The organism is Ignavibacterium sp. (genome assembly GCF_025998815.1).
Classification (GTDB): Bacteria; Bacteroidota; Ignavibacteria; order Ignavibacteriales; family Ignavibacteriaceae; genus Ignavibacterium.
The window spans coordinates 2,444,274-2,462,093 of record NZ_AP026678.1 but is presented as its reverse complement, the minus strand read 5'-3'; the positions used below and the strand labels follow the sequence as shown (position 1 = coordinate 2,462,093).

The following is a 17,820-nucleotide window of genomic DNA, read 5'->3' as shown; positions in this document are numbered from 1 at the left end:
GCGGCATTTTTTGTTTTATGTAAATTAAGCAATTATTAAATAAGAAACAATTTAAATAATCCGGGAAGTTTCTAATGGCACATTCAAAGAGCATTAAAACAATTCTTTATGAGGCAAATGGAGCTGGAGCTATGAAAGACCCTTTCTCAACGGAAAATTTGATGAAAAGCGGTTTACGCCTTTCCCTAAAAGGTGTAAACTATGGTGTAAACCAGCAGAAAAAGGTGGAAACTGAGCTTAAATATTTAAAAAATAATGATTTACAGGTATCAGTTAAATGGATGACAGTTGCCGAAGGTGTAAACCGATTAGGCATCACAAAAATGGCAATAGTAAAACATTGTCAGCAAGGACATTTTGTCACACGTAAGGTGAAGATGAATGGCGGTTTTGGGTATGAAATTGCCCTTGAAAGTGTGTTTAATTACTACAATAAACTGGGCGACTGGGATAAATGTGAGAAGATTTTGAACTGGATTAAGGAAAGTAGTGATTTTGGATTGGGACTAAAGGGTCAAGAGGGACAAAATGGACAAAATGGATTTTTGGATGATACTGCATTGGCAAAATACCAGGTTTGTAAGCTGCTTGATGAAATTATTTTGAAAGCTGATAAGAAGACAATAGCTATAGAGAGATTTGTGAATAGTTTCAATAATGGAAGTTATCCGGAGCTACTAAATGTGCTTGGGAAGATAAGTGTAAGATCAGTTTACAGATGGTATGGTGACATAAAGGACAACTGGGACATAAGCGTATTTGAAAGGGAAATGAAACCTACTGCAAGAACAATATCAAATAAAGAAGCAGAGATTTTAATACCGATGTTGATTAATCCCAATAGACCACTTGTAAGTGAGATATTAAAGAGAGCTAAAGAGGAGTTTTTGAAGCGTGGAATAACAGTTAAAAGCGATGTTACTTACAGAAGATTTATAGAAGATTGGACAAGAAAAAATATTGACCTTTGGACGCTTGGACGATATGGAATGAAATCGTTTAATGACAAGATTATGAAAGATATTTTGCGTGATAAAGACAGAGTTGAAGTTGGTGATATTGTAGTAGCTGATGGTCATACGCTTAATGTAATGGTTATAAATCCATTGACCGGCAGGCCGCAGAGGATGACCTTGATAATGTTCTTTGATTTTAAGTCGTCAATGCCACTTGGTTGGGAGATTATGCCTACAGAAAATATACTAACAATTGCGAGTGCATTGCGAAGGACGATTTTACTGCTGGGAAGGTTTTTTGAGGATGTCGCTCATCGGAAAGCTCAGGGTGACACGGGCTATATACCAAAAATTGCATATCTGGATAATGGCAGAGCTTTCAGAGCAAAATATTTTAGAGGCATTAAAGATTTTAAGGACTCGATTGTGCCAGGTTTATTTGGAAAACTGGGAATTGAAACGATGTATGCAACACCATATCACGGGCAGAGCAAGACAATTGAACGATGGTTCAGGACACTTGGCGAAATGGAAAGAAGATTACCTGCATACACCGGGACTAATATCGCAGGCAAACCGGCAATGCTAATGAGAAATGAGAAACTGCATCAGAGACTTTTTGATAATACACCAATAACGATTGACAGTTTAAAGGCAACACTGGAAGAATATGTTAAGGAATATGCAGAGCAGGAACACCAGGATGGGCAATATAAGGGTTTATCGCCAGCTGAAGTGTTTATGCACTCTGTTAATAAGATTAAAAGCGAACCGGAAAGATTAGAAGGCAGACTGATAAGTAGGCAGGAATTAAATTATCTGATGCTTAGTGATGAGACAAGGACAATAACCAAGAATGGGATAAGATTTCGCGGAAATTATTATTACAATGAAGAGATGCCAAGGATAATTGGCAGCAAAGTGATAGTTAAATATGACATTTGGGACGATAAGGAAATTATTGTATTGGATGAGAAGGAAAGGTATTTGTTTGGAGCTGATAAGGATGATTTGCGTTATCATCCGGCTGCAAGGTTATTGGGAACAGATGAAGATGTGGCAATGCTGCAAGAGGCATTGCGTAAGAAACAGCAGATGAAGAATGAGACAGTGCAGATTTTTAAGGGATTGGTTGAAATGCAAAACAATGATGTTAAGGAAGAAAAAAGAGAAATAATATCACGTAGGGATGCAAAGAACGCAAAGGGAAAACCAAAGAAAAATGCTTTTAAGGAATATATGAAATTGTGCGGGATTGAACCGAAAATTTATTCTAATCCCGTTGAGGAATTGTTAAAGAGAGGATAGCTTAGACATAAAAAACTCCGCAAGTCTCGCACACTTGCGGAGTAAATACATAAACAATTAATTAACGGACAATGCAAGCATTGTCCCTACAAATAATAATAAAGAAAGGATTGCTTATGCAACACAAATCTAATGAAAATCTTCCAAATCCGGAAGGAAATCTTCTTAACAAGCTGCGGGACTTTGTTGACAGGAAGAATATTTCTATCAACAGAATAGCCAAGCAAATTGGTTACAGTGCCAGCGTAGTATCAACATATCTTGCCGGGAAATATCCTGGCGATGTACAAAAGCTTGAGTGGGCAATTGCATCATTTCTTGTAAGGCAAGAAGAAATAGAAGCGATGCCTAAAGAGATGATTCCGTTCTGTCCGATTACAAACTCAGAGTTATTATTTCAGGCGGCAAAGGTAGCCCATCTTGACCAGGAAATTGGGGTTGTAGTTGGGGAGGCAGGAACGGGCAAGACAAAAGCAGCAAAAGAATATGCACGGCAAAATCCTGATGTAATATTGATTGAAGCCGATCTGAGTTATTCGACAAAAGTATTTTTCCGTGAATTGCACAAAAAACTTGGGATGGATGGCAGTGGTGGCATTTATGATTTATTCTCAGATTGTTGTGATAAACTTAAGGACAGTAACCGGCTTGTAATAATTGATGAAGCTGAAAACTTACCATATAGAGCGCTGGATATGGTGAGAAGACTATATGATAAAGCAAACGTAGGAATATTGCTGATAGGATTGCCGAGATTAATTGCGAATCTCAGAGGAAAACGAGGCGAATTCAAGCAATTATACAGTCGTGTGGGCATAGTAACACAACTTGAAGATTGGAGCGAAACAGATGCCAAGCTGATAATACAAACCGTTTTTCCATCAACAAACGGTGTTTATAAGACCTTTTATGAACTATCAAAAGGTAACGGGAGAAAGCTTGAAAAACTAATATTAAGGACCAGCAGAGCGGCAAGAACCAGCAAAAAGGAAATTAATGATAAGCTTGTAAGAAGTGCTGCGGAGGTGTTGATATTATGAATGCAACAAAAGTAAAAGTGAGCGTAAGAATATCTGAACATGCGATCAAACAATTTTTAAGCAGGATAATGTTAAATGATATGCTTGGCAGAAGAGAAATAATTGAGCATATAAAATTATTATTCTCACAGTCAAGATATATAAGCGACAATGAGAATGGGATTTTGTTCCGGAACGAAGATTTAGACATTGAATTCATTGTCAAAAACAAATGTATAGTAACTTTATTTCCGGTTAGGAAGAAAGGAGAAAATTAAATGGAAATGCTGGCAAGAATAGTAGGAAGCATAATGATGGATGTAATTCCGGAGGCTGATAATGCTTACGAAGCTATTGATAGATACTGTGCGATTTTATACAAGAGGATTAAGTTAAAAGATAATGCTGGGATTGACTATGAACGTGATCTTGAATTGTTCTTATTCCTGAATGGCTACAAAAGCAAGATTGCAGAAATTATACACAAACAAACAATGGCACAGAGAGGAGGGCTAAAATGATTTGCTTTCTATTGGGAGTATTAGTCGGTGAATTTTCCGGATTATTCATAATATCATTGCTAAAAATAAACAAACCATCGGAAGAAACAAGAGAAAGGGAACAACAATGAAAGCATTAAAACTATATGCAAAATACTACAAGAAGATGAAAGCCATGGATGAGATCCTAAAAGATTTGCATCCGCTTGCACTAAGAGAATTGAAAAAATATCCTGAAGGCAAAGCAGATTTTGAAGGCGTTGAATTTCATCTTACAAAAAAAGTTGAGAAAAAATTTGATGAATTTATTGAAGCCGAGTTAAAAGAGATGCGCGATAAAATAAATCAGCTTAAGCAGGAGGCCGAAGAAAAGGGACGGGTTATTCTGAACGAAAGAGAAACCTTTGATGCCTATATCCCCAGGAGCTCTAAAGACCAGGTATTGGCCGGGATCCCTGATTACAGAAAATATTTTGCAATAGGAGGTTAATATGGTATCATTAGCTGTTAAATCGCATTGGAAGCTTGCTTTAAGAGCCCTTAAAAGGGCAATTAAAGTAACAATTCAGGAGTTGAATCAGATAAGAAAATCAAGAAAATATCACAATAAAATTATTGACGATCTGGATCGCAGAAGAAAATTTTTCGAATTGGAGAAAAGTATAAATGGCTAAGAGCAAAATCACCCCGGAGCTTATTGAAAAATATGCTGCCAAACAGATAAACAGGGATTATATAGTCGAAAAAACCGAATTATCTGACTCAAGGGTAAGGGCAGTGCTTTTGAGGGCTGGGGTGAAACTTTGGGATTTAAAGAATATAAGAAATAATTCCACTGAATATCTTAACGAAATATGCCAGCTCTACAAAAAGAAGAAGATGACGAGAGCGGAGATATGCAGCAAATACAATATTCCAATGGACAAATTGCATGCTGCATTATATTGGAGAAAAATTGATGTTTGGGATCGTATGAAAAAGAAAAAAAGAAAGGTAAAAAACAGCAGATATTTTGACTGGAGAGAATTCAAAGATCACATTTTCTATACTTATAACAAATGAAGAAAGTAAGAGAAGGATATTTCAGCGAGAAGTTGAGAGACATTGCATATGCCGAGCAGCTTGATAAGCTCGGCAATATGCAGCGCAAGGTTTATGATATTATAAGACAATATGGACCTTGCAGCACAGAGTTTGTTGCGATTACATTAAACTGTTATCCACATCAAATAACTCCAAGGGTTAAAGAATTGCGCGAGATGAATCTGGTTTATTTTTATGACGTTGGAGTAAGCCCAACGAGCGGGAAAGCAGTGAGTCTCTGGAAAACAACAAAAGTTGATCCTCAATTAAAATTGTTCTGATATGGAAATAAATAAAAAACAAATATCGAAAATTCACTTACTTAAAAATCAACTTCATTTGTCTGATGAAGAATATGGTGCAGCACTTGAAAGCTATGAAGTTAGTAGTAGTAAGGATTTGAGTTATGAGCAGGCTGCTGATTTGATAAAAAAGTTGATTAAGCTGCTGCCAAAAGAGTTAAGGGAAAATTTCACGCAAAGGCACAAAGACGCCAAGAAGAAATATGATGAATTCGGTATACGATGGAACGAAAGATTAAGAGAACATTATGCAACACCTAAACAGCTTAGAATGTTGGAAGCTATGTGGATGACTTCACCGAGAGTTGAAAATAAAAATGAAGATGCTTTTAAAAGATTTGTTAAAAGAATCTCAGGTAAAGAGAAACTCGAGTGGGTTATGATGAGTGATGTAAGGAAAATAAAAAAAGCAATTGAGTCGTTATGAAGATGCATTGGATAAAGGAAATAGATTACAGCAAGTTTTTAGATGGAGATTTGAGACTCCTGGTTGATATTATAGGTATTGATAAATTTATTGAGTTATATAGCCACTTTGCCAAGACAGCAATTTATTTTTCAGAAAAACCTTTGATGGAAATGAAACAGGAATATATTAGGAAATATTTTGGGTTTAAAAATGAAAAAGAACTCGCAAGGATGCTCGGGGTAAGTGAACGGCTTGTCTATAAGATCGGGTCACAGAAAGTTACAATTAATAATCAGCAGGATTTGTTTAATGACTAACGAATTTAAATCTCCGGAAATAATAGAATTGCTCAATAAAAGATTAACCGGCAACAGAAATCTTATGTTATCAATTGCAGAGACGATGCGAGTAAGTGTGCTTAAAAATTTTGAAAGCGAAGGCAGCAGACTTGGCAGCAAATGGCAGCGACTTTCACCGGCAACAATAAAGCAGAGACAAAAGAAAAAATATTGGCCGGGGAAAATATTGCAAAGGACAGAAGAACTAAAAGATTCAATTACATCGCAAGCAGATGAGACAACGGCAAGTGTCTCAACAAATCTTATTTATGCAGCAATACATCACTATGGTGGGTGGATACATAGAAGTTCGTTGAAGACTTATCTAAGAAAAAAACGAGAAGGCAAAGAAGCTAAGACGCCAAGTAAGAATAAAATGAGTAGTTTTTATATACCTGCAAGACCATTCCTGAAGTTGAATGAGAGTGATTTGAGGGGAATAAAAGATATAATCATTAAAAAATTAACTAAGGCGAGATAATTAAGTTTTTAACAATTTTGAAAGCCCACCATTTCTCAATATTAAAAAGTTCTTTCCTCTCTTTAATATTGACCTTTTTTATTTTCATTTCTTTCAAATCGTCATCGTCCAGAGGAATTATTGAACAGCGGCAATTCCAATCGCTTACTGGGAATATTTCATACCATATTTGGTCATCGGCAAAAAATACTTTGTTGCTTAATGCACGATGTGCTGGTCGTGTGTTTTGATCAAGCACAGCTGAATACATCCAGTAAGGTCTGTTTTTGATATTTTCAATCATATTTTTGTAATGGCCAGCAGAGTAAGCAACTTTTAATATATAAGAAACCATAATTTGATTAATTTTATCAAATTTTTCTTTGATAATTAATCTTCGTAAATACTCCATATCGTAAGTTTTAATATCTGCAAGACTATCAACATATTCTTTAATTACAGAGATATTATTTATAATCCATTGGTAAAATTCTTGTCCATTTAATAAACTTTGTAAGTTTTCCAAGTTATTAAAGTTTTTATCTTTAAGGAAATTATAAAAAGCATCTAATAAAATTAATTTCGGTTCTTTTGTCATATTCAATTACTTCTTTAATAAAAAGTTATATATGATTTTGTAGAAAATTAAGTAAAATAAAGTTCAAATTAAAGGAATTGACAAAGGGATGATGATTGATTAATTTTGAGTAGCGTTTTAAGGTGCTTCCGTGAGCATAACCTTAAAGCGTCTGATGGCAGGCACGGAACTGTTAAAACCATCAGTTTTGGTTTTACCAGCCCCGCTAACGGCGGGGTTATTTTTTATAATATATTAAAGTGCCTTTTCTTGATTTGTTGATTTCTTTAGTGTCTTTTGGAAAGGCATTCCAGAAAATAGTTGAATCTTTTTCTTGTTTAGCAATAACGAAAAAAGGTCTTTTTCTATTGTCTTTGAATAGCCCGATATAGTGTTTTCGATATTCAACAAATCCTTTATCAGATTGATAAAGTGCCATATAAACTTCAAAAGGATTTTTGAGAGTCAATTCAATAAGAGGAATAAATTTTTCTCTGCCATCCTGTTTATCTAAGATATGGGATAGTCTTTCAAATGTAAATACAGACTTATCATCATCTACAGTATCAACAATTTTATAAGTTTTTTTTCCAAGAAAATTTTCCTTCAATAAAGTGACGAATTCTTTTTTACCTATTTCTTTAATAGTTGGGAATAAGTCTGGCATAGAGGAATAGAACTCGTCTGGTAAATCTTCAACTGGGGGTCTACCATAATCTTTATATGTTTTTTGATGAGGATAGATTTTAAAGTTACCGAAGCCAGTATCAAAGTTCAGGAATGCTTTGGCGGGATTGTAGTCCCAGCCTTTGCCAATTTTGAAGGACATCGGAAGCCGGGAGGCTTCCGCTACTTTTAAATTCATTTCCTCAAGATCATCATCATCGAGAGGAATTACAGAACATCGACAGTTCCAATCATTCGGTGGGTAGATTTTGTCCCAAATAGGATCGTCAGCCCGGTAAACTTTGCCGTGTAATACCCGGTGCGATGGTCGTGTGTTTTGATCAAGCACAGCTGAATACATCCAGTAAGGTCTGTTTTTGATATTTTCAATCATATTTTTGTAATGGCCGGCAGAGTAAGCAACCTTCATATTGGTGCGATAGATTGTTCTGAGCCGCCAGGGAGAGCCGAGTAAGACTTCTTTCTCAGGATCGACATCTGGAGGCAGTGGAAAGTCGGAAGGGACATCTTTGGCTTTTACTTTTCCCCACCAGCCTTTTGCTTTGAGCGTTGGTTTTAAGTTTTCTTTAAATTGTTGAAAAGATAAACCATTATCAATAGCGTTTTGAAGTTCATTACGAATATCCGAAAGAATATCGAGCTTCATCGCCTTGGCAACAGTGAAGGCTTTTGTATTTGCTTCTTTCCAGGTGTCCTGCCAGTTCCAGCTTATCTTGTATCCTTTGCGTTTGAGATATTGGATAATCTGTTCTGGCTTAAGTCCTATTAAAAGCTTTATGTCAATGTTTTCTGGCATATTTCCTCCATCATCCTTCGACAAGCTCAGGATGACACTGAGTTTCTGCCGGTTATTTCGCTGATGAATAAAAGTTTTGTGAGTAATTCTTCGAGCTGATTCGTACTCATTGCCGGATAAGTTTTAGCAAGTTCTTCCATAATAGTTTCGTAAGTTTCACCATTTTCGATGAGTGATAAAACAGGCTTTAAGGTGCTTTCGATTTGTAGTTGAAGAAGCTTGTCCGGAAGTTGATTGATAATTTCATCGGTTATTTTTTTTTCATCGGGCAAAGCAATCTTTGTGCCTACATTGTTCTTTTCTGCAAATTCGGGGTTAACAGGTTTTTCTGTAATATCAAAATCTTCAGGCAATAAATTATAATTTCTGATATAATAATCTTTGGTGAATTTAATGCCTGTATTGACTAATATTTGATCTCTTTCTGCGAGTAGTTTATCAACATCTTCATCTGCATAAAGAATAAATTTTGGTTTATTAATTGAATTGAAATTAACCTGGTAAATTAAATCTATGATTTTATTTATTGCCCTTTCAACAAGTCGTTGGTCGGCTTGTTGAACTTTAGCGAGCATGTCGCCCATTGTTTTTGAAGCTGCATAAGTGCCAGTGTCTTGAACTTCTGTTGTAAGTGTTTGAGTGAGAATTGCTTTGGAAATTTCATTATTCTGGAAATTCATCAGTTCACGAAAGACTTCAACAGAACTTGAACGCTGGGCTTCTTTGATGTCAATTGATGAATCATCCGGAATGACAGCCACTGCATCCTGGATCATATTTTCAAGGCTCGTAAGCAGATTATCAATTTCCTGTTGAGCTGACCCTCGTGGCAGTTTACCAATTAAAAACGGATTGCCGTATTTCTCCGTGAATGTGATCCAGAATTTCAATCCGCCGCGCTTAAATGTAACGGGCCAAAAGCAACGGCTAAGAACACGCTCGCCGTATGGATTCTGATAAGTTGGTTTATGTTGAACGAGAATAAATTTAAGAGGATTTACAATTTCGCCATCTAATTTAATTGAGTTTAAATTCTTTTTGATGTTTAGATTATTAAATTGATCAAAGAAAAACCATTCCTGAGGTTTCTCATCAATCCTGTTTGGTATTAAGAAATTACCTTGCTTTTCCCAAACTATTTCAAAAACCGTGAAGCCAAATAATGGAGTATTGAGTAGCTGGTCAATAAGATTTTCAAGATTTAATGTATTAAGAAATTCATTAATTAAATCAAATTCATTTTGAGATGAGTTCTGTTGCTGCAATTCCCAATTAAGGGATAATACCCCAGCTTTGCGCTGCTGAACTGTTGAAAAAAGATGTGGATCAGTAAGCAGCTCACGATAGACAGTGATGTCTTTTCCAATTTTGCGTAAAATTGGGTCTGGGTCTGGAAGCATATTCCAGTAAGTTACAATTTTATCGAAACTTTGTCTTACTGCGATTTCTGTTGTTAAAATTTTTGTATCCATTTAAAATCCTTTAAGCAAAATTTTCAATTATTTTATAACTTTCTCTCTTGTTTTTTGATTTTGCAAATGTTACTCCAGCGTTGCTTTTAGCAGCATAGCAGCAGAGCGCTAATGCCCAAAATCTATCTGCGTGCCCTGATACTTCGGATTGCTGCACATCGAAGCGGATATTATTGCTTGCTGTTGTTACTTTGCGAATGCTGTGCAAATCTTCCCGGATATTTTTATCCGGCGGAATAAAAACTTGTCTGTCTTCTACTAATCTTAAAAGATTATAAGCAAGTTCTTCTTTTGTTTTGCCGGTAAAAGTAATTGGTTCAACTCTGTAACGACCGAATCTATCCTGAGCTTCTTCTGCGAGCTGCATTCCTAAGCCGGTTGCATCGATGCAGGCTCTTCTGAATCCTGGTAAACTTAAGTAAGTAAACAAAATTTCTTTTTGTGATTTGAATGGAGTTCGTTCAAGTTCAATAACTTTCCTGGTGAATAAAAACTTCTCTACTTCTTCAGCAATCCAGATGACGGTTAAGTCTTTTTTGCGACCAATATCAACGCCAATATAGAGATTCTTCGCTTCGCTCAGAATGACATCATCAAACAATCCATCTCGTTCGATTGAGAAGATTTGTTCATAACTTAAGAATGCAGTTGCTTCGTCAACCGGAGTGCAACAATATTCTTCGAGCCAGGTTGTGCGATCAAATGAATTTTCTTCCTGCTCTTTTAGCCAGGCTTCTCTTTCTTCCTTTGTGGTTTTGCGTTTGTAGATTTTATCTACCAATCCCTGCTCTACTGCATCAAAGATTGTGGTTGTATGTAAAGACCAATTAAGCTTACCGGATTTTATAGATTCGATGAATTTATAAAATAAACTCTGTTTGCCTTTGTGGGTTGACAGAATTCTTAGCGGGAAACCCCAGGTAATTACAGGTTTAGCTGCTTTCCAAAGAGCAACAGCGTCACTATGGAATGCAAATTCATCAAGGACAACCTTCCCTCCCTTTGAACGAAAAGCTTTTGGGTTACTGGAGAGAGCATTTATTCTTTTGCCGTTTGTGAACTCTATTGTAAAAGTTTTGATGGATTTATCAGATTCTAAAACTTGCTCTCCTAAATCACGAGCGCCTTTATCGAATAGTTTCGCCCATTGAGCACAATAGAGAATATATTCTTTAGCAGCGGATTCGTCTGCAGAAGAGAACCAGACTGCAGGCACATTGCCTAGCACAACATCACGCACATCTTCGTATGCCTGGACATAAGTTGCCCCTATGCGGCGTGACTTTTCCCAAACTTTATGCTGGCTGTTGTCATTAAGCCATTTAAGTTGATAATCAAGGAAATACTTTCTTTCCTGTTTGCTCATCACATACCGAGTAATTCTTCAACAAATTTAATTGTTTCAGGACTTGCGGCTTTTACTTTCTCTTCGCCTTCATCATCAGAAACATCAATCCCCTGCATAAGTTTAAGCGCAGAAAGGGCCTTAACAACCGCATAAATATTGTGTGGAGTAGGGTTTGCTTTAGCTTCTTTGATTGCGATACGGGCAATATCTCTGATTTCCTTCTGCAGGTCTTCATTTTCCTGCTGATATATTTTCCGCTGTTCGTCCCAATTGTTTGCTGTCTTCCAGTTGTACAGTGTTTTTCTGGCAACTTTATTCTTTAACAGTTCAACAATTGCATCAATGCTAAAACCCTCAATAACATAAAGCCGTTTTGCCTCTTCATAGAGGGCTGCATTTTTCATAGATTATAAGTCTCCTTTAATCTATCTATCTGAAAAAGGCATTCTCTTGCGTTAAGTTGCAGAACTCTGAATTCCTTGGCCATCATCAATACCCTTTCGAGATCGAGTTCCAAAAAATCTGAGAGCGGGTTTAATATTTCTCTTAATTGAATCAGAAGAGACTCAGCCTTCATTTCAAATTCCTTATAGCGTTCATTAAGCTCTGAAAGCCGCCCTTTGGCTATGAGCAATTCATTATTACTCATTTCTATTTCTCCTTTCGTGTATATCTATTTTGGTTTCGAGCCTGGTAAGGATGCCAATCAAAAGCTCTTTGTATTTGAGGTCCTGTTCAATTTGTTTGAATAATCTTTCCACCAGGTCGGTATAAGATTTTGATTGCGTTTTATATGTAACGAACCAGATAACGAAAATAATTACGGCAATGCCTCCATTGGCGAGCACCTTTATTAAATCGGGAGTTAAATCCATATTATATCCATTTTTTTTTGCAAATTTAATTGCGGGGAGGACTAAATTATTTTGAATGGTGCAGTTTAGAGGGTAAAAGGGTTAGAATAATTTTGACACAGCAAAATTAAATAAAAATTTTAATAAAGCAAGAGGTAAAAATGAAATGGTTTGCAATATTCAAAACAGGTAAACATACCGACAGTTCCGGGAATGAAAAACAATGGACTGAAAAAGACCTTGATAAAATAGTAGAAACTTATGATCCATCAAAGCACGAAGCCCCGATTGTGATTGGTCATCCGAAATCAAACGCCCCCGCGTTCGGTTGGGTAGACAAACTGAAAAGAGTCGGAGATACTTTGTATGCATTGCCTAAACAGCTTGCGAACGAATTTGTCGAAATGGTTAATAAAGGACTATTTAAAAAGCGGTCAATAAGTCTTTATCCGGATGGAACGCTGAGGCACATAGGTTTTTTAGGTGCCCAACCCCCAGCGGTCAAGGGGTTGCCTGATGTTGAATTTAAGGACGACGATCAGTCAGCGACTATAGAAGGAGAACAGTTTACTGATCTGGAAGATGCAGGCGATCAGAAATCTGACAATGAAAAAATTAAGGAACTGCAAAAGCAAATCGACATTTATCAGAAACAGTTATCTGATATGTTAGCCAAAGAAAGAGAGTTTGAACAATTGCAGAGTAAGTATGCTGAAATTATTGTTGAGAAAAACAGACTCGAAGCGGAATTGAATAAACAAAAAAGGGAATCTGAAGAAAAAGAATTTGAAGAATATCTTGATAAAGCAATATCGGATGGCAGGCTGCTTCCGAAGATGAAAGAACCAATTACAAAAATTTTTAGAATCATATCGCTTACACCGGAATTTGAATTCTCCGAGGGTGTTAAAACTCAATCTACAGATGTGATTAAAGAATTTATAGAAAAGATGCCTAAACTTATTGACTTTAAGGAACACAAAGATCAAAACAGTCAAGCCTCTGATAATGAACCTGTAAGCAAAATAGTCGCCGAAGAAATAAGAAAACAAATGGGAAACAAATAACAGAAACCAAATCCAAATTAAAGGAGAACCAATGAAACTACAACAAATTTCAGCCAATGATACAATCACTCAGCAGGTAGTTGCCCAAATGATCAGCAGGGCAACTGTGCTTGAATTCGCTGAGTTTTATCCGATTGTCGGCAATGCAGATTATGCGCGTAAAGCTGCAACAGCAAGCGGAGGACAATTCAGAGCGCTCGATGCGGATTATCCTGCAAATGTCATCACACCGGCATTTGCTAATCCAACACTCAAAATCCTTGGCGACAAGGTACAGGTTGACAGAGCTCACGAAAGAAGAGGATTGGATTTAGCAAGTGTAAGAGCCAGAGAGCTGATGAATTTTGCCGGAAATCTTGGGAAACAATTCCAGTATTATTTCTTTAACGGAACATTATCGGGCACTCAATTTAACGGGTTGAAAGCAATCGTGCCATCCGGGCAAAAAATAACCGCAGCTACAAATGGACATAGCGTGCCTCTTGGTAATGATACTACATCAAAAACCGCACAACAGAAGTTCCTTGAGTTGCTTAATCAACTTATCCAGAAAATTGACGGCGGTGCTCAAGTATTATTTATGAATGCGTTTACATTAAGCCGGTTAACAACAATTGCCCGTGAATTTATTCAGTGGCAGGTTAATTCGTTCGGTGTTCTACTCCCATATTATAATGGTATCCCGATCAGAGATGCAGGTTATGATAAAAACGGAGCATTAGTGATACCACAAAACGAAACAGTTGGAACCAGCACTGATTGTACTTCAATATATGCTGTGAGATTCGGCGAGGGTGCCGATTTGAGTATCGCAACTAATGTTGGTGTAGAAGTCAAAGATTTGGGATTAGTTGGTGTACATTATGTTCATAGTGTTGAATTTGATGCCGACTTAGTATTGTTGAATGATTTGAGCGTTGCAAGATTAGAGGGTATCAGGTTACCGTAAACGTTTTGCGTATTGCTGACGTTGTCAATTTAGAAGCACAAATGTTTAATTTAAAATAAAAAGTTGAAATGGAATACAAAATTCAAATAACAGATGAAGCTGGCAATGTTCGGCAATACGTTGTTAGCCGTAATTCTTCTTCCAAAGATAAAAGTTTGAATGACTTCATTTTAGAGGCATTACAAATTTCAGAAGATAAACGAAAGCTACCATTAAAAATACAATGTCCAAACGGATTAGAAGTTTATCCTTCAATTAAAATGAAGTTTGAAAACTATGGCAGTCCGATACTTGGTGATAAATTAGAAGCAATGCATATTACGTGGCGTGATTAGAATTACGGCTAAACTGTTCGGATTGGAGTATAATTTCTGTAGCCGGGAAGGGCAAGCCGAATGGAGGGAAGGGCAAGCCCTTCCCCTACAAAAACAGCTAAAAATGATAATTTTTCTTGGATGGGCGAAAAAACGGGTTAGATGGTAATCTTAAAAGCGTTTAAAAACCATTTAAACCCCATTTAAAAACTCAAAACTTTTTAAAGACGACCCATAATATGGCTAAGCCCGAGATCGTGGCTTATAAGCGATTTATGGAAGAATTTAACAATCCTTAACAAAAGGCAATGGCTTATATAAATCAGGAAATACTTGAACGGTATATATCGAGAGAAGAACTTACCAGACTGACCGATGATAGTAACAACGGTTCTGTTAATCCAACTGTCCTAGACGAAGCAATCAATGTTGCAAGCAATGAGTTTGATAATTATCTGAGAGATATTTATGATACACTGCAATTCCCGTTTCCTCTTCCGGATATGTTAACTCAAATCATTGTCGACATTACTATTTATAATTTATATAAAAGACGCTACAGACTGGATATGCCCGAATCAATAACTAAAATTTATGAGACGGCGATTGATAAATTATCAAAAATATCACGTGGCGAAATCCAGCTTACGCTTCCTAAAAAGAGTACCGCGGGTTTTATAAAAATAAATAAGACAGATAGCGACAGATTATTCAGCAGAGAAGAGCTTGACAAATTATGATTAAAGAAACAAAAGAGCTGATTAAAACATTACTTACCCTGGCAACATCGGAATTGCCGGGACATTTACAAATACCTGTTGAAATACCGGTATCTATTGATGAATATAAGTTGAGTCATCCGATAGGGTCATATCTTGTTGCTTACAAGGGAAGCTTCTTCAAACAGAAAGATGTAAAAAACATTATTGCCCAGGATAGAGATTTGGAAATAATGCTTATTGTTACAGCACGTTACCGTAGTGAATTTACACCGGAGGAATATCTTGATTATGCTATCACCAAACTGAGCGGTTATAAAACGGATGCAAAACGAACTGACAGAATGATTTACTGCAGCCAGGATGAATGGTTGGGCGAAGAAGCCGGGGTTTGGTCTTATGCAGCTACATTCGTTGTGCCGGTTGAGTTTTATCAGGTGGGGATATGATAAGACCAAACAGTACAAAAACAATAAGTAAAAAAGGATTAGACCTGATTAAGAAATATGAGGGGTTAAAGCTTGAAGCTTATAAAGACCCCGCCGGTATATTGACAATTGGATACGGGCATACAAAAACGGTAAAACCTGGTATGGTGATAAACAAGGATATGGCTGATTTGCTTTTGAAAACAGATATAATGGATGCAGAGAGTGCGGTCCGGGCGCTTGTGGATATTGAGTTAACACAAAACCAGTTTGATGCTCTTGTAAGTTTTGTCTTTAACGTTGGCAGAAGAAATTTTCAAAGAAGTACTCTATTGAAGTTATTAAATGCAGGCAAATTACTTGAAGCCGGAGAAGAATTCATGAAGTGGACCAAAGCAAGACAACCGGGTGGATTAAAAGATTTGCCCGGATTAATTAAAAGGCGGGCTTGTGAAAAAGCATTGTTTCTAAGTAAAGAGTGATGATTATGGATTTAATAATACAAATAGCAAGCGGACTATTATTTATACTATTTGCTGCATTTGCCGAGGGGATAGAATGGAAGGAGCGTTATCTTGCGATTACTTACACTGAACAGGAAAAACTTAATCGCATCTGGCACTGGCTGCAATTCTTTGAGAGAGTTTTTGCTCTATTGTTTGGTTTCTCGGTGGGAGTGGTTTCCGGATTAAGCATACTTTCTGTTAAAATATTTTTTTTAATATCGGTTTTATTCTGGATAATTTATGATGCAGTAATAAATATGTATGCTAAAAGAGATTTATTTGCCCCCAGCAAGCATTCAACAAGTCCCTTTGAGAAGTTTTATTGGTTTAAGCCCATATTACTGATTCTTGTACTAGCATTTATTCTTTTAGGATGTGGATCGACAAGGGTCGTTGAAAAAGTAAGAATAGATACAATAAAAGTTGTCAGCCCGGTGATTGAAGATTCATTGATGGCAAAAGTTATAACTGATACGGTTGTGGTTACTAATAAGATAATTAAAAAAGATACTGTTATTGATGTGCGTTATTATCCTGTGGATAAAAAATTCTATTTGAAAGTTAAACCAGATACAGTTTTAATAACTAAAATTGATACAGTAACACAAATAAAGACTGAAGAGGGTAATTCCAATTCTTACAAATGGATTGTAATAGTTGCTCTTGCAATCATAGGACTAATAAGTTTAATAATAATAAAAATTAAATAGGAGATAAAAATGAAAATTTATTTCTGGCAGAAAAAAGAATTTTGGGCTTTGATTCTCTTTGTTGTTAAGGGAGTTAATGCCCTTAGTAAACCTGAATCATTTGTTTATCAGCTATCTGACTATCTGTTACAGGTGGGAATTCCTCTTTTACTTGCTGCATTTGGGATTAGTGATGGCATAAAGAGCAACAGCTTAATGTTTCCATTTAATAAAATTTTCGGACAAAAAAAACCGGAGGCTAAAGTATGAAATATCTGATAATTGCACTTATAATTTCATTGTATACAACCGGATGCGCTCAGCCAAATACAAAGACTACCATAGAATTCGGTATCACTAATCCGCAGCCCGGTAAAATTTATAAAATTTTTGCTGAGGTTAAGTCAGATACGAGCACATCGAGATTAGTTAATGATATGGATTATCTGTCTCCGGATGTAAGCGATTTGGAAATCCAATTAAAAAATTTCAGAACAGTTGGAGATACACTATTTGGCGAATATAGTTTCAACGATACTACAGTAAAACAATATTTAAAAGCGGGATGCATACAAGTTAACATAAGCAATCTCAAATACAGTGCTATGATCACAACAAGCTGGGCTGCACTTGATATGATAGAGCCAAAACCCGGCGGGTTTTTTATAAGGAGAAAAAAATGATTAAAGCTTTATTGATAGCATTAATCATCACAACAATATCGGTCGCCCAGCAGCATTACATCCGGGTCATATTCAGTGAAAAAATGCAAATAGAAACAATCCTCAATAAAAATAATTATACTCTTTATGACCAATCGATGAGGATAGTCCCGATTGACAAGGTTGGGGCAGTGAATGATAGTATTGTAATACTTTTTGTTCCATTTCTTGACTACAAAACCAATTATCTTGTAAAGGTGATAAATGTTAAAGACCTTGCCGGAAATTATATAAATGATAAAAATACTGCCTGGTTCAGATTCGATGGATATGATACAACCCAAACCAAACCGAAAATTAAAATAAGGAGTAAATAA

The 17,820-nt window shown here is 36.3% G+C and carries 27 protein-coding genes; 21 read left to right on the top strand and 6 right to left on the bottom strand.

Features of this window, described 5'->3' with window-relative positions:
• Positions 1-74 precede the first annotated feature (74 nt).
• The 11 genes from Q0X14_RS10655 to Q0X14_RS10605 all read left to right on the top strand — a co-directional run bounded on the left by Q0X14_RS10655 (position 75) and on the right by Q0X14_RS10605 (position 6,396).
• Positions 75-2,264: a transposase gene (locus Q0X14_RS10655; protein WP_297838121.1), complete on the top strand. Its 2,190-nt coding sequence runs from the start codon at positions 75-77 to the stop codon at positions 2,262-2,264.
• Positions 2,265-2,380: 116 nt separating this feature from the next.
• Positions 2,381-3,304, top strand: a complete 924-nt coding sequence (locus Q0X14_RS10650) for an AAA family ATPase (RefSeq protein ID WP_297838118.1) — start codon at positions 2,381-2,383, stop codon at positions 3,302-3,304.
• The gene (locus Q0X14_RS10645) at positions 3,301-3,561 is read left to right on the top strand and encodes a hypothetical protein (protein WP_041294000.1); all 261 of its coding nucleotides are present in this window, start codon (positions 3,301-3,303) and stop codon (positions 3,559-3,561) included. Before Q0X14_RS10650 ends, Q0X14_RS10645 begins: the two co-directional genes overlap by 4 nt.
• The gene (locus Q0X14_RS10640; protein ID WP_297838108.1) at positions 3,562-3,804 is read left to right on the top strand and encodes a hypothetical protein; all 243 of its coding nucleotides are present in this window, start codon (positions 3,562-3,564) and stop codon (positions 3,802-3,804) included.
• A 106-nt stretch (positions 3,805-3,910) separates the two neighbouring features.
• On the top strand, positions 3,911-4,273 hold the full coding sequence (locus Q0X14_RS10635; protein ID WP_297838105.1) for a hypothetical protein: 363 nt from the start codon (positions 3,911-3,913) through the stop codon (positions 4,271-4,273).
• Between the two features lies 1 nt (position 4,274).
• Positions 4,275-4,457 carry a hypothetical protein gene (locus tag Q0X14_RS10630; RefSeq protein ID WP_014558971.1) on the top strand — a complete coding sequence of 61 codons (183 nt, stop codon included), beginning with the start codon at positions 4,275-4,277 and terminating at the stop codon, positions 4,455-4,457.
• Entirely contained in the window at positions 4,450-4,845 is a 396-nt protein-coding gene (locus Q0X14_RS10625) for a hypothetical protein (RefSeq protein WP_014558970.1), read from the top strand. Before Q0X14_RS10630 ends, Q0X14_RS10625 begins: the two co-directional genes overlap by 8 nt.
• Complete coding sequence (locus Q0X14_RS10620) at positions 4,842-5,147, top strand: hypothetical protein (RefSeq protein WP_297838103.1); 306 nt, start codon at positions 4,842-4,844, stop codon at positions 5,145-5,147. Before Q0X14_RS10625 ends, Q0X14_RS10620 begins: the two co-directional genes overlap by 4 nt.
• Before the next feature lies 1 nt (position 5,148).
• Complete coding sequence (locus Q0X14_RS10615; protein WP_297838101.1) at positions 5,149-5,595, top strand: regulatory protein GemA; 447 nt, start codon at positions 5,149-5,151, stop codon at positions 5,593-5,595.
• The gene (locus Q0X14_RS10610) at positions 5,592-5,894 is read left to right on the top strand and encodes a hypothetical protein (RefSeq protein ID WP_297838098.1); all 303 of its coding nucleotides are present in this window, start codon (positions 5,592-5,594) and stop codon (positions 5,892-5,894) included. The genes Q0X14_RS10615 and Q0X14_RS10610 overlap by 4 nt, the downstream gene beginning before the upstream one ends.
• On the top strand, positions 5,887-6,396 hold the full coding sequence (locus Q0X14_RS10605) for a phage virion morphogenesis protein (protein ID WP_297838096.1): 510 nt from the start codon (positions 5,887-5,889) through the stop codon (positions 6,394-6,396). The genes Q0X14_RS10610 and Q0X14_RS10605 overlap by 8 nt, the downstream gene beginning before the upstream one ends.
• On the opposite strand, the gene Q0X14_RS10600 is transcribed toward Q0X14_RS10605, so the two are convergent.
• The 6 genes from Q0X14_RS10600 to Q0X14_RS10575 all read right to left on the bottom strand — a co-directional run bounded on the left by Q0X14_RS10600 (position 6,383) and on the right by Q0X14_RS10575 (position 11,904).
• Positions 6,383-6,973, bottom strand: a complete 591-nt coding sequence (locus Q0X14_RS10600; RefSeq protein WP_297844742.1) for a phage minor head protein — start codon at positions 6,971-6,973, stop codon at positions 6,383-6,385. The genes Q0X14_RS10605 and Q0X14_RS10600 overlap by 14 nt on opposite strands.
• A 217-nt stretch (positions 6,974-7,190) precedes the next feature.
• Positions 7,191-8,435, bottom strand: a complete 1,245-nt coding sequence (locus tag Q0X14_RS10595; protein ID WP_297838092.1) for a phage minor head protein — start codon at positions 8,433-8,435, stop codon at positions 7,191-7,193.
• Positions 8,436-8,461: 26 nt separating this feature from the next.
• On the bottom strand, positions 8,462-9,907 hold the full coding sequence (locus tag Q0X14_RS10590; RefSeq protein ID WP_297838089.1) for a DUF935 family protein: 1,446 nt from the start codon (positions 9,905-9,907) through the stop codon (positions 8,462-8,464).
• A 10-nt stretch (positions 9,908-9,917) separates the two neighbouring features.
• Entirely contained in the window at positions 9,918-11,273 is a 1,356-nt protein-coding gene (locus Q0X14_RS10585) for a terminase family protein (protein ID WP_297838087.1), read from the bottom strand.
• Entirely contained in the window at positions 11,273-11,659 is a 387-nt protein-coding gene (locus Q0X14_RS10580) for a hypothetical protein (protein ID WP_014558962.1), read from the bottom strand. The genes Q0X14_RS10585 and Q0X14_RS10580 overlap by 1 nt, the downstream gene beginning before the upstream one ends.
• On the bottom strand, positions 11,656-11,904 hold the full coding sequence (locus Q0X14_RS10575; RefSeq protein ID WP_014558961.1) for a hypothetical protein: 249 nt from the start codon (positions 11,902-11,904) through the stop codon (positions 11,656-11,658). The genes Q0X14_RS10580 and Q0X14_RS10575 overlap by 4 nt, the downstream gene beginning before the upstream one ends.
• Positions 11,905-12,270: 366 nt before the next feature.
• On the opposite strand from Q0X14_RS10575, the gene Q0X14_RS10570 reads away from it, so the two are divergent.
• The 10 genes from Q0X14_RS10570 (at position 12,271) to Q0X14_RS10525 (ending at position 17,820) form a co-directional block, all read left to right on the top strand.
• Entirely contained in the window at positions 12,271-13,176 is a 906-nt protein-coding gene (locus Q0X14_RS10570; protein WP_297838078.1) for a hypothetical protein, read from the top strand.
• A gap of 31 nt (positions 13,177-13,207) precedes the next feature.
• Positions 13,208-14,125 carry a major capsid protein gene (locus Q0X14_RS10565; protein ID WP_297838075.1) on the top strand — a complete coding sequence of 306 codons (918 nt, stop codon included), beginning with the start codon at positions 13,208-13,210 and terminating at the stop codon, positions 14,123-14,125.
• A gap of 68 nt (positions 14,126-14,193) precedes the next feature.
• Positions 14,194-14,460 carry a hypothetical protein gene (locus Q0X14_RS10560; RefSeq protein ID WP_297838072.1) on the top strand — a complete coding sequence of 89 codons (267 nt, stop codon included), beginning with the start codon at positions 14,194-14,196 and terminating at the stop codon, positions 14,458-14,460.
• A 287-nt stretch (positions 14,461-14,747) separates the two neighbouring features.
• On the top strand, positions 14,748-15,179 hold the full coding sequence (locus Q0X14_RS10555; RefSeq protein WP_297838070.1) for a DUF1320 domain-containing protein: 432 nt from the start codon (positions 14,748-14,750) through the stop codon (positions 15,177-15,179).
• Complete coding sequence (locus Q0X14_RS10550) at positions 15,176-15,607, top strand: Gp37 family protein (protein WP_297838066.1); 432 nt, start codon at positions 15,176-15,178, stop codon at positions 15,605-15,607. Before Q0X14_RS10555 ends, Q0X14_RS10550 begins: the two co-directional genes overlap by 4 nt.
• A complete protein-coding gene (locus tag Q0X14_RS10545; RefSeq protein WP_297838063.1) occupies positions 15,604-16,068 on the top strand; it encodes a lysozyme in 465 nt (154 codons plus the stop codon). Before Q0X14_RS10550 ends, Q0X14_RS10545 begins: the two co-directional genes overlap by 4 nt.
• A 5-nt stretch (positions 16,069-16,073) precedes the next feature.
• Positions 16,074-16,802 carry a hypothetical protein gene (locus Q0X14_RS10540; RefSeq protein ID WP_297838060.1) on the top strand — a complete coding sequence of 243 codons (729 nt, stop codon included), beginning with the start codon at positions 16,074-16,076 and terminating at the stop codon, positions 16,800-16,802.
• A gap of 9 nt (positions 16,803-16,811) precedes the next feature.
• Positions 16,812-17,051, top strand: coding sequence for a hypothetical protein (locus tag Q0X14_RS10535; RefSeq protein WP_297838057.1), 240 nt, complete (start codon positions 16,812-16,814; stop codon positions 17,049-17,051).
• Complete coding sequence (locus Q0X14_RS10530) at positions 17,048-17,464, top strand: hypothetical protein (RefSeq protein ID WP_297838054.1); 417 nt, start codon at positions 17,048-17,050, stop codon at positions 17,462-17,464. The genes Q0X14_RS10535 and Q0X14_RS10530 overlap by 4 nt, the downstream gene beginning before the upstream one ends.
• The gene (locus tag Q0X14_RS10525; RefSeq protein WP_297838052.1) at positions 17,461-17,820 is read left to right on the top strand and encodes an Ig-like domain-containing protein; all 360 of its coding nucleotides are present in this window, start codon (positions 17,461-17,463) and stop codon (positions 17,818-17,820) included. The genes Q0X14_RS10530 and Q0X14_RS10525 overlap by 4 nt, the downstream gene beginning before the upstream one ends.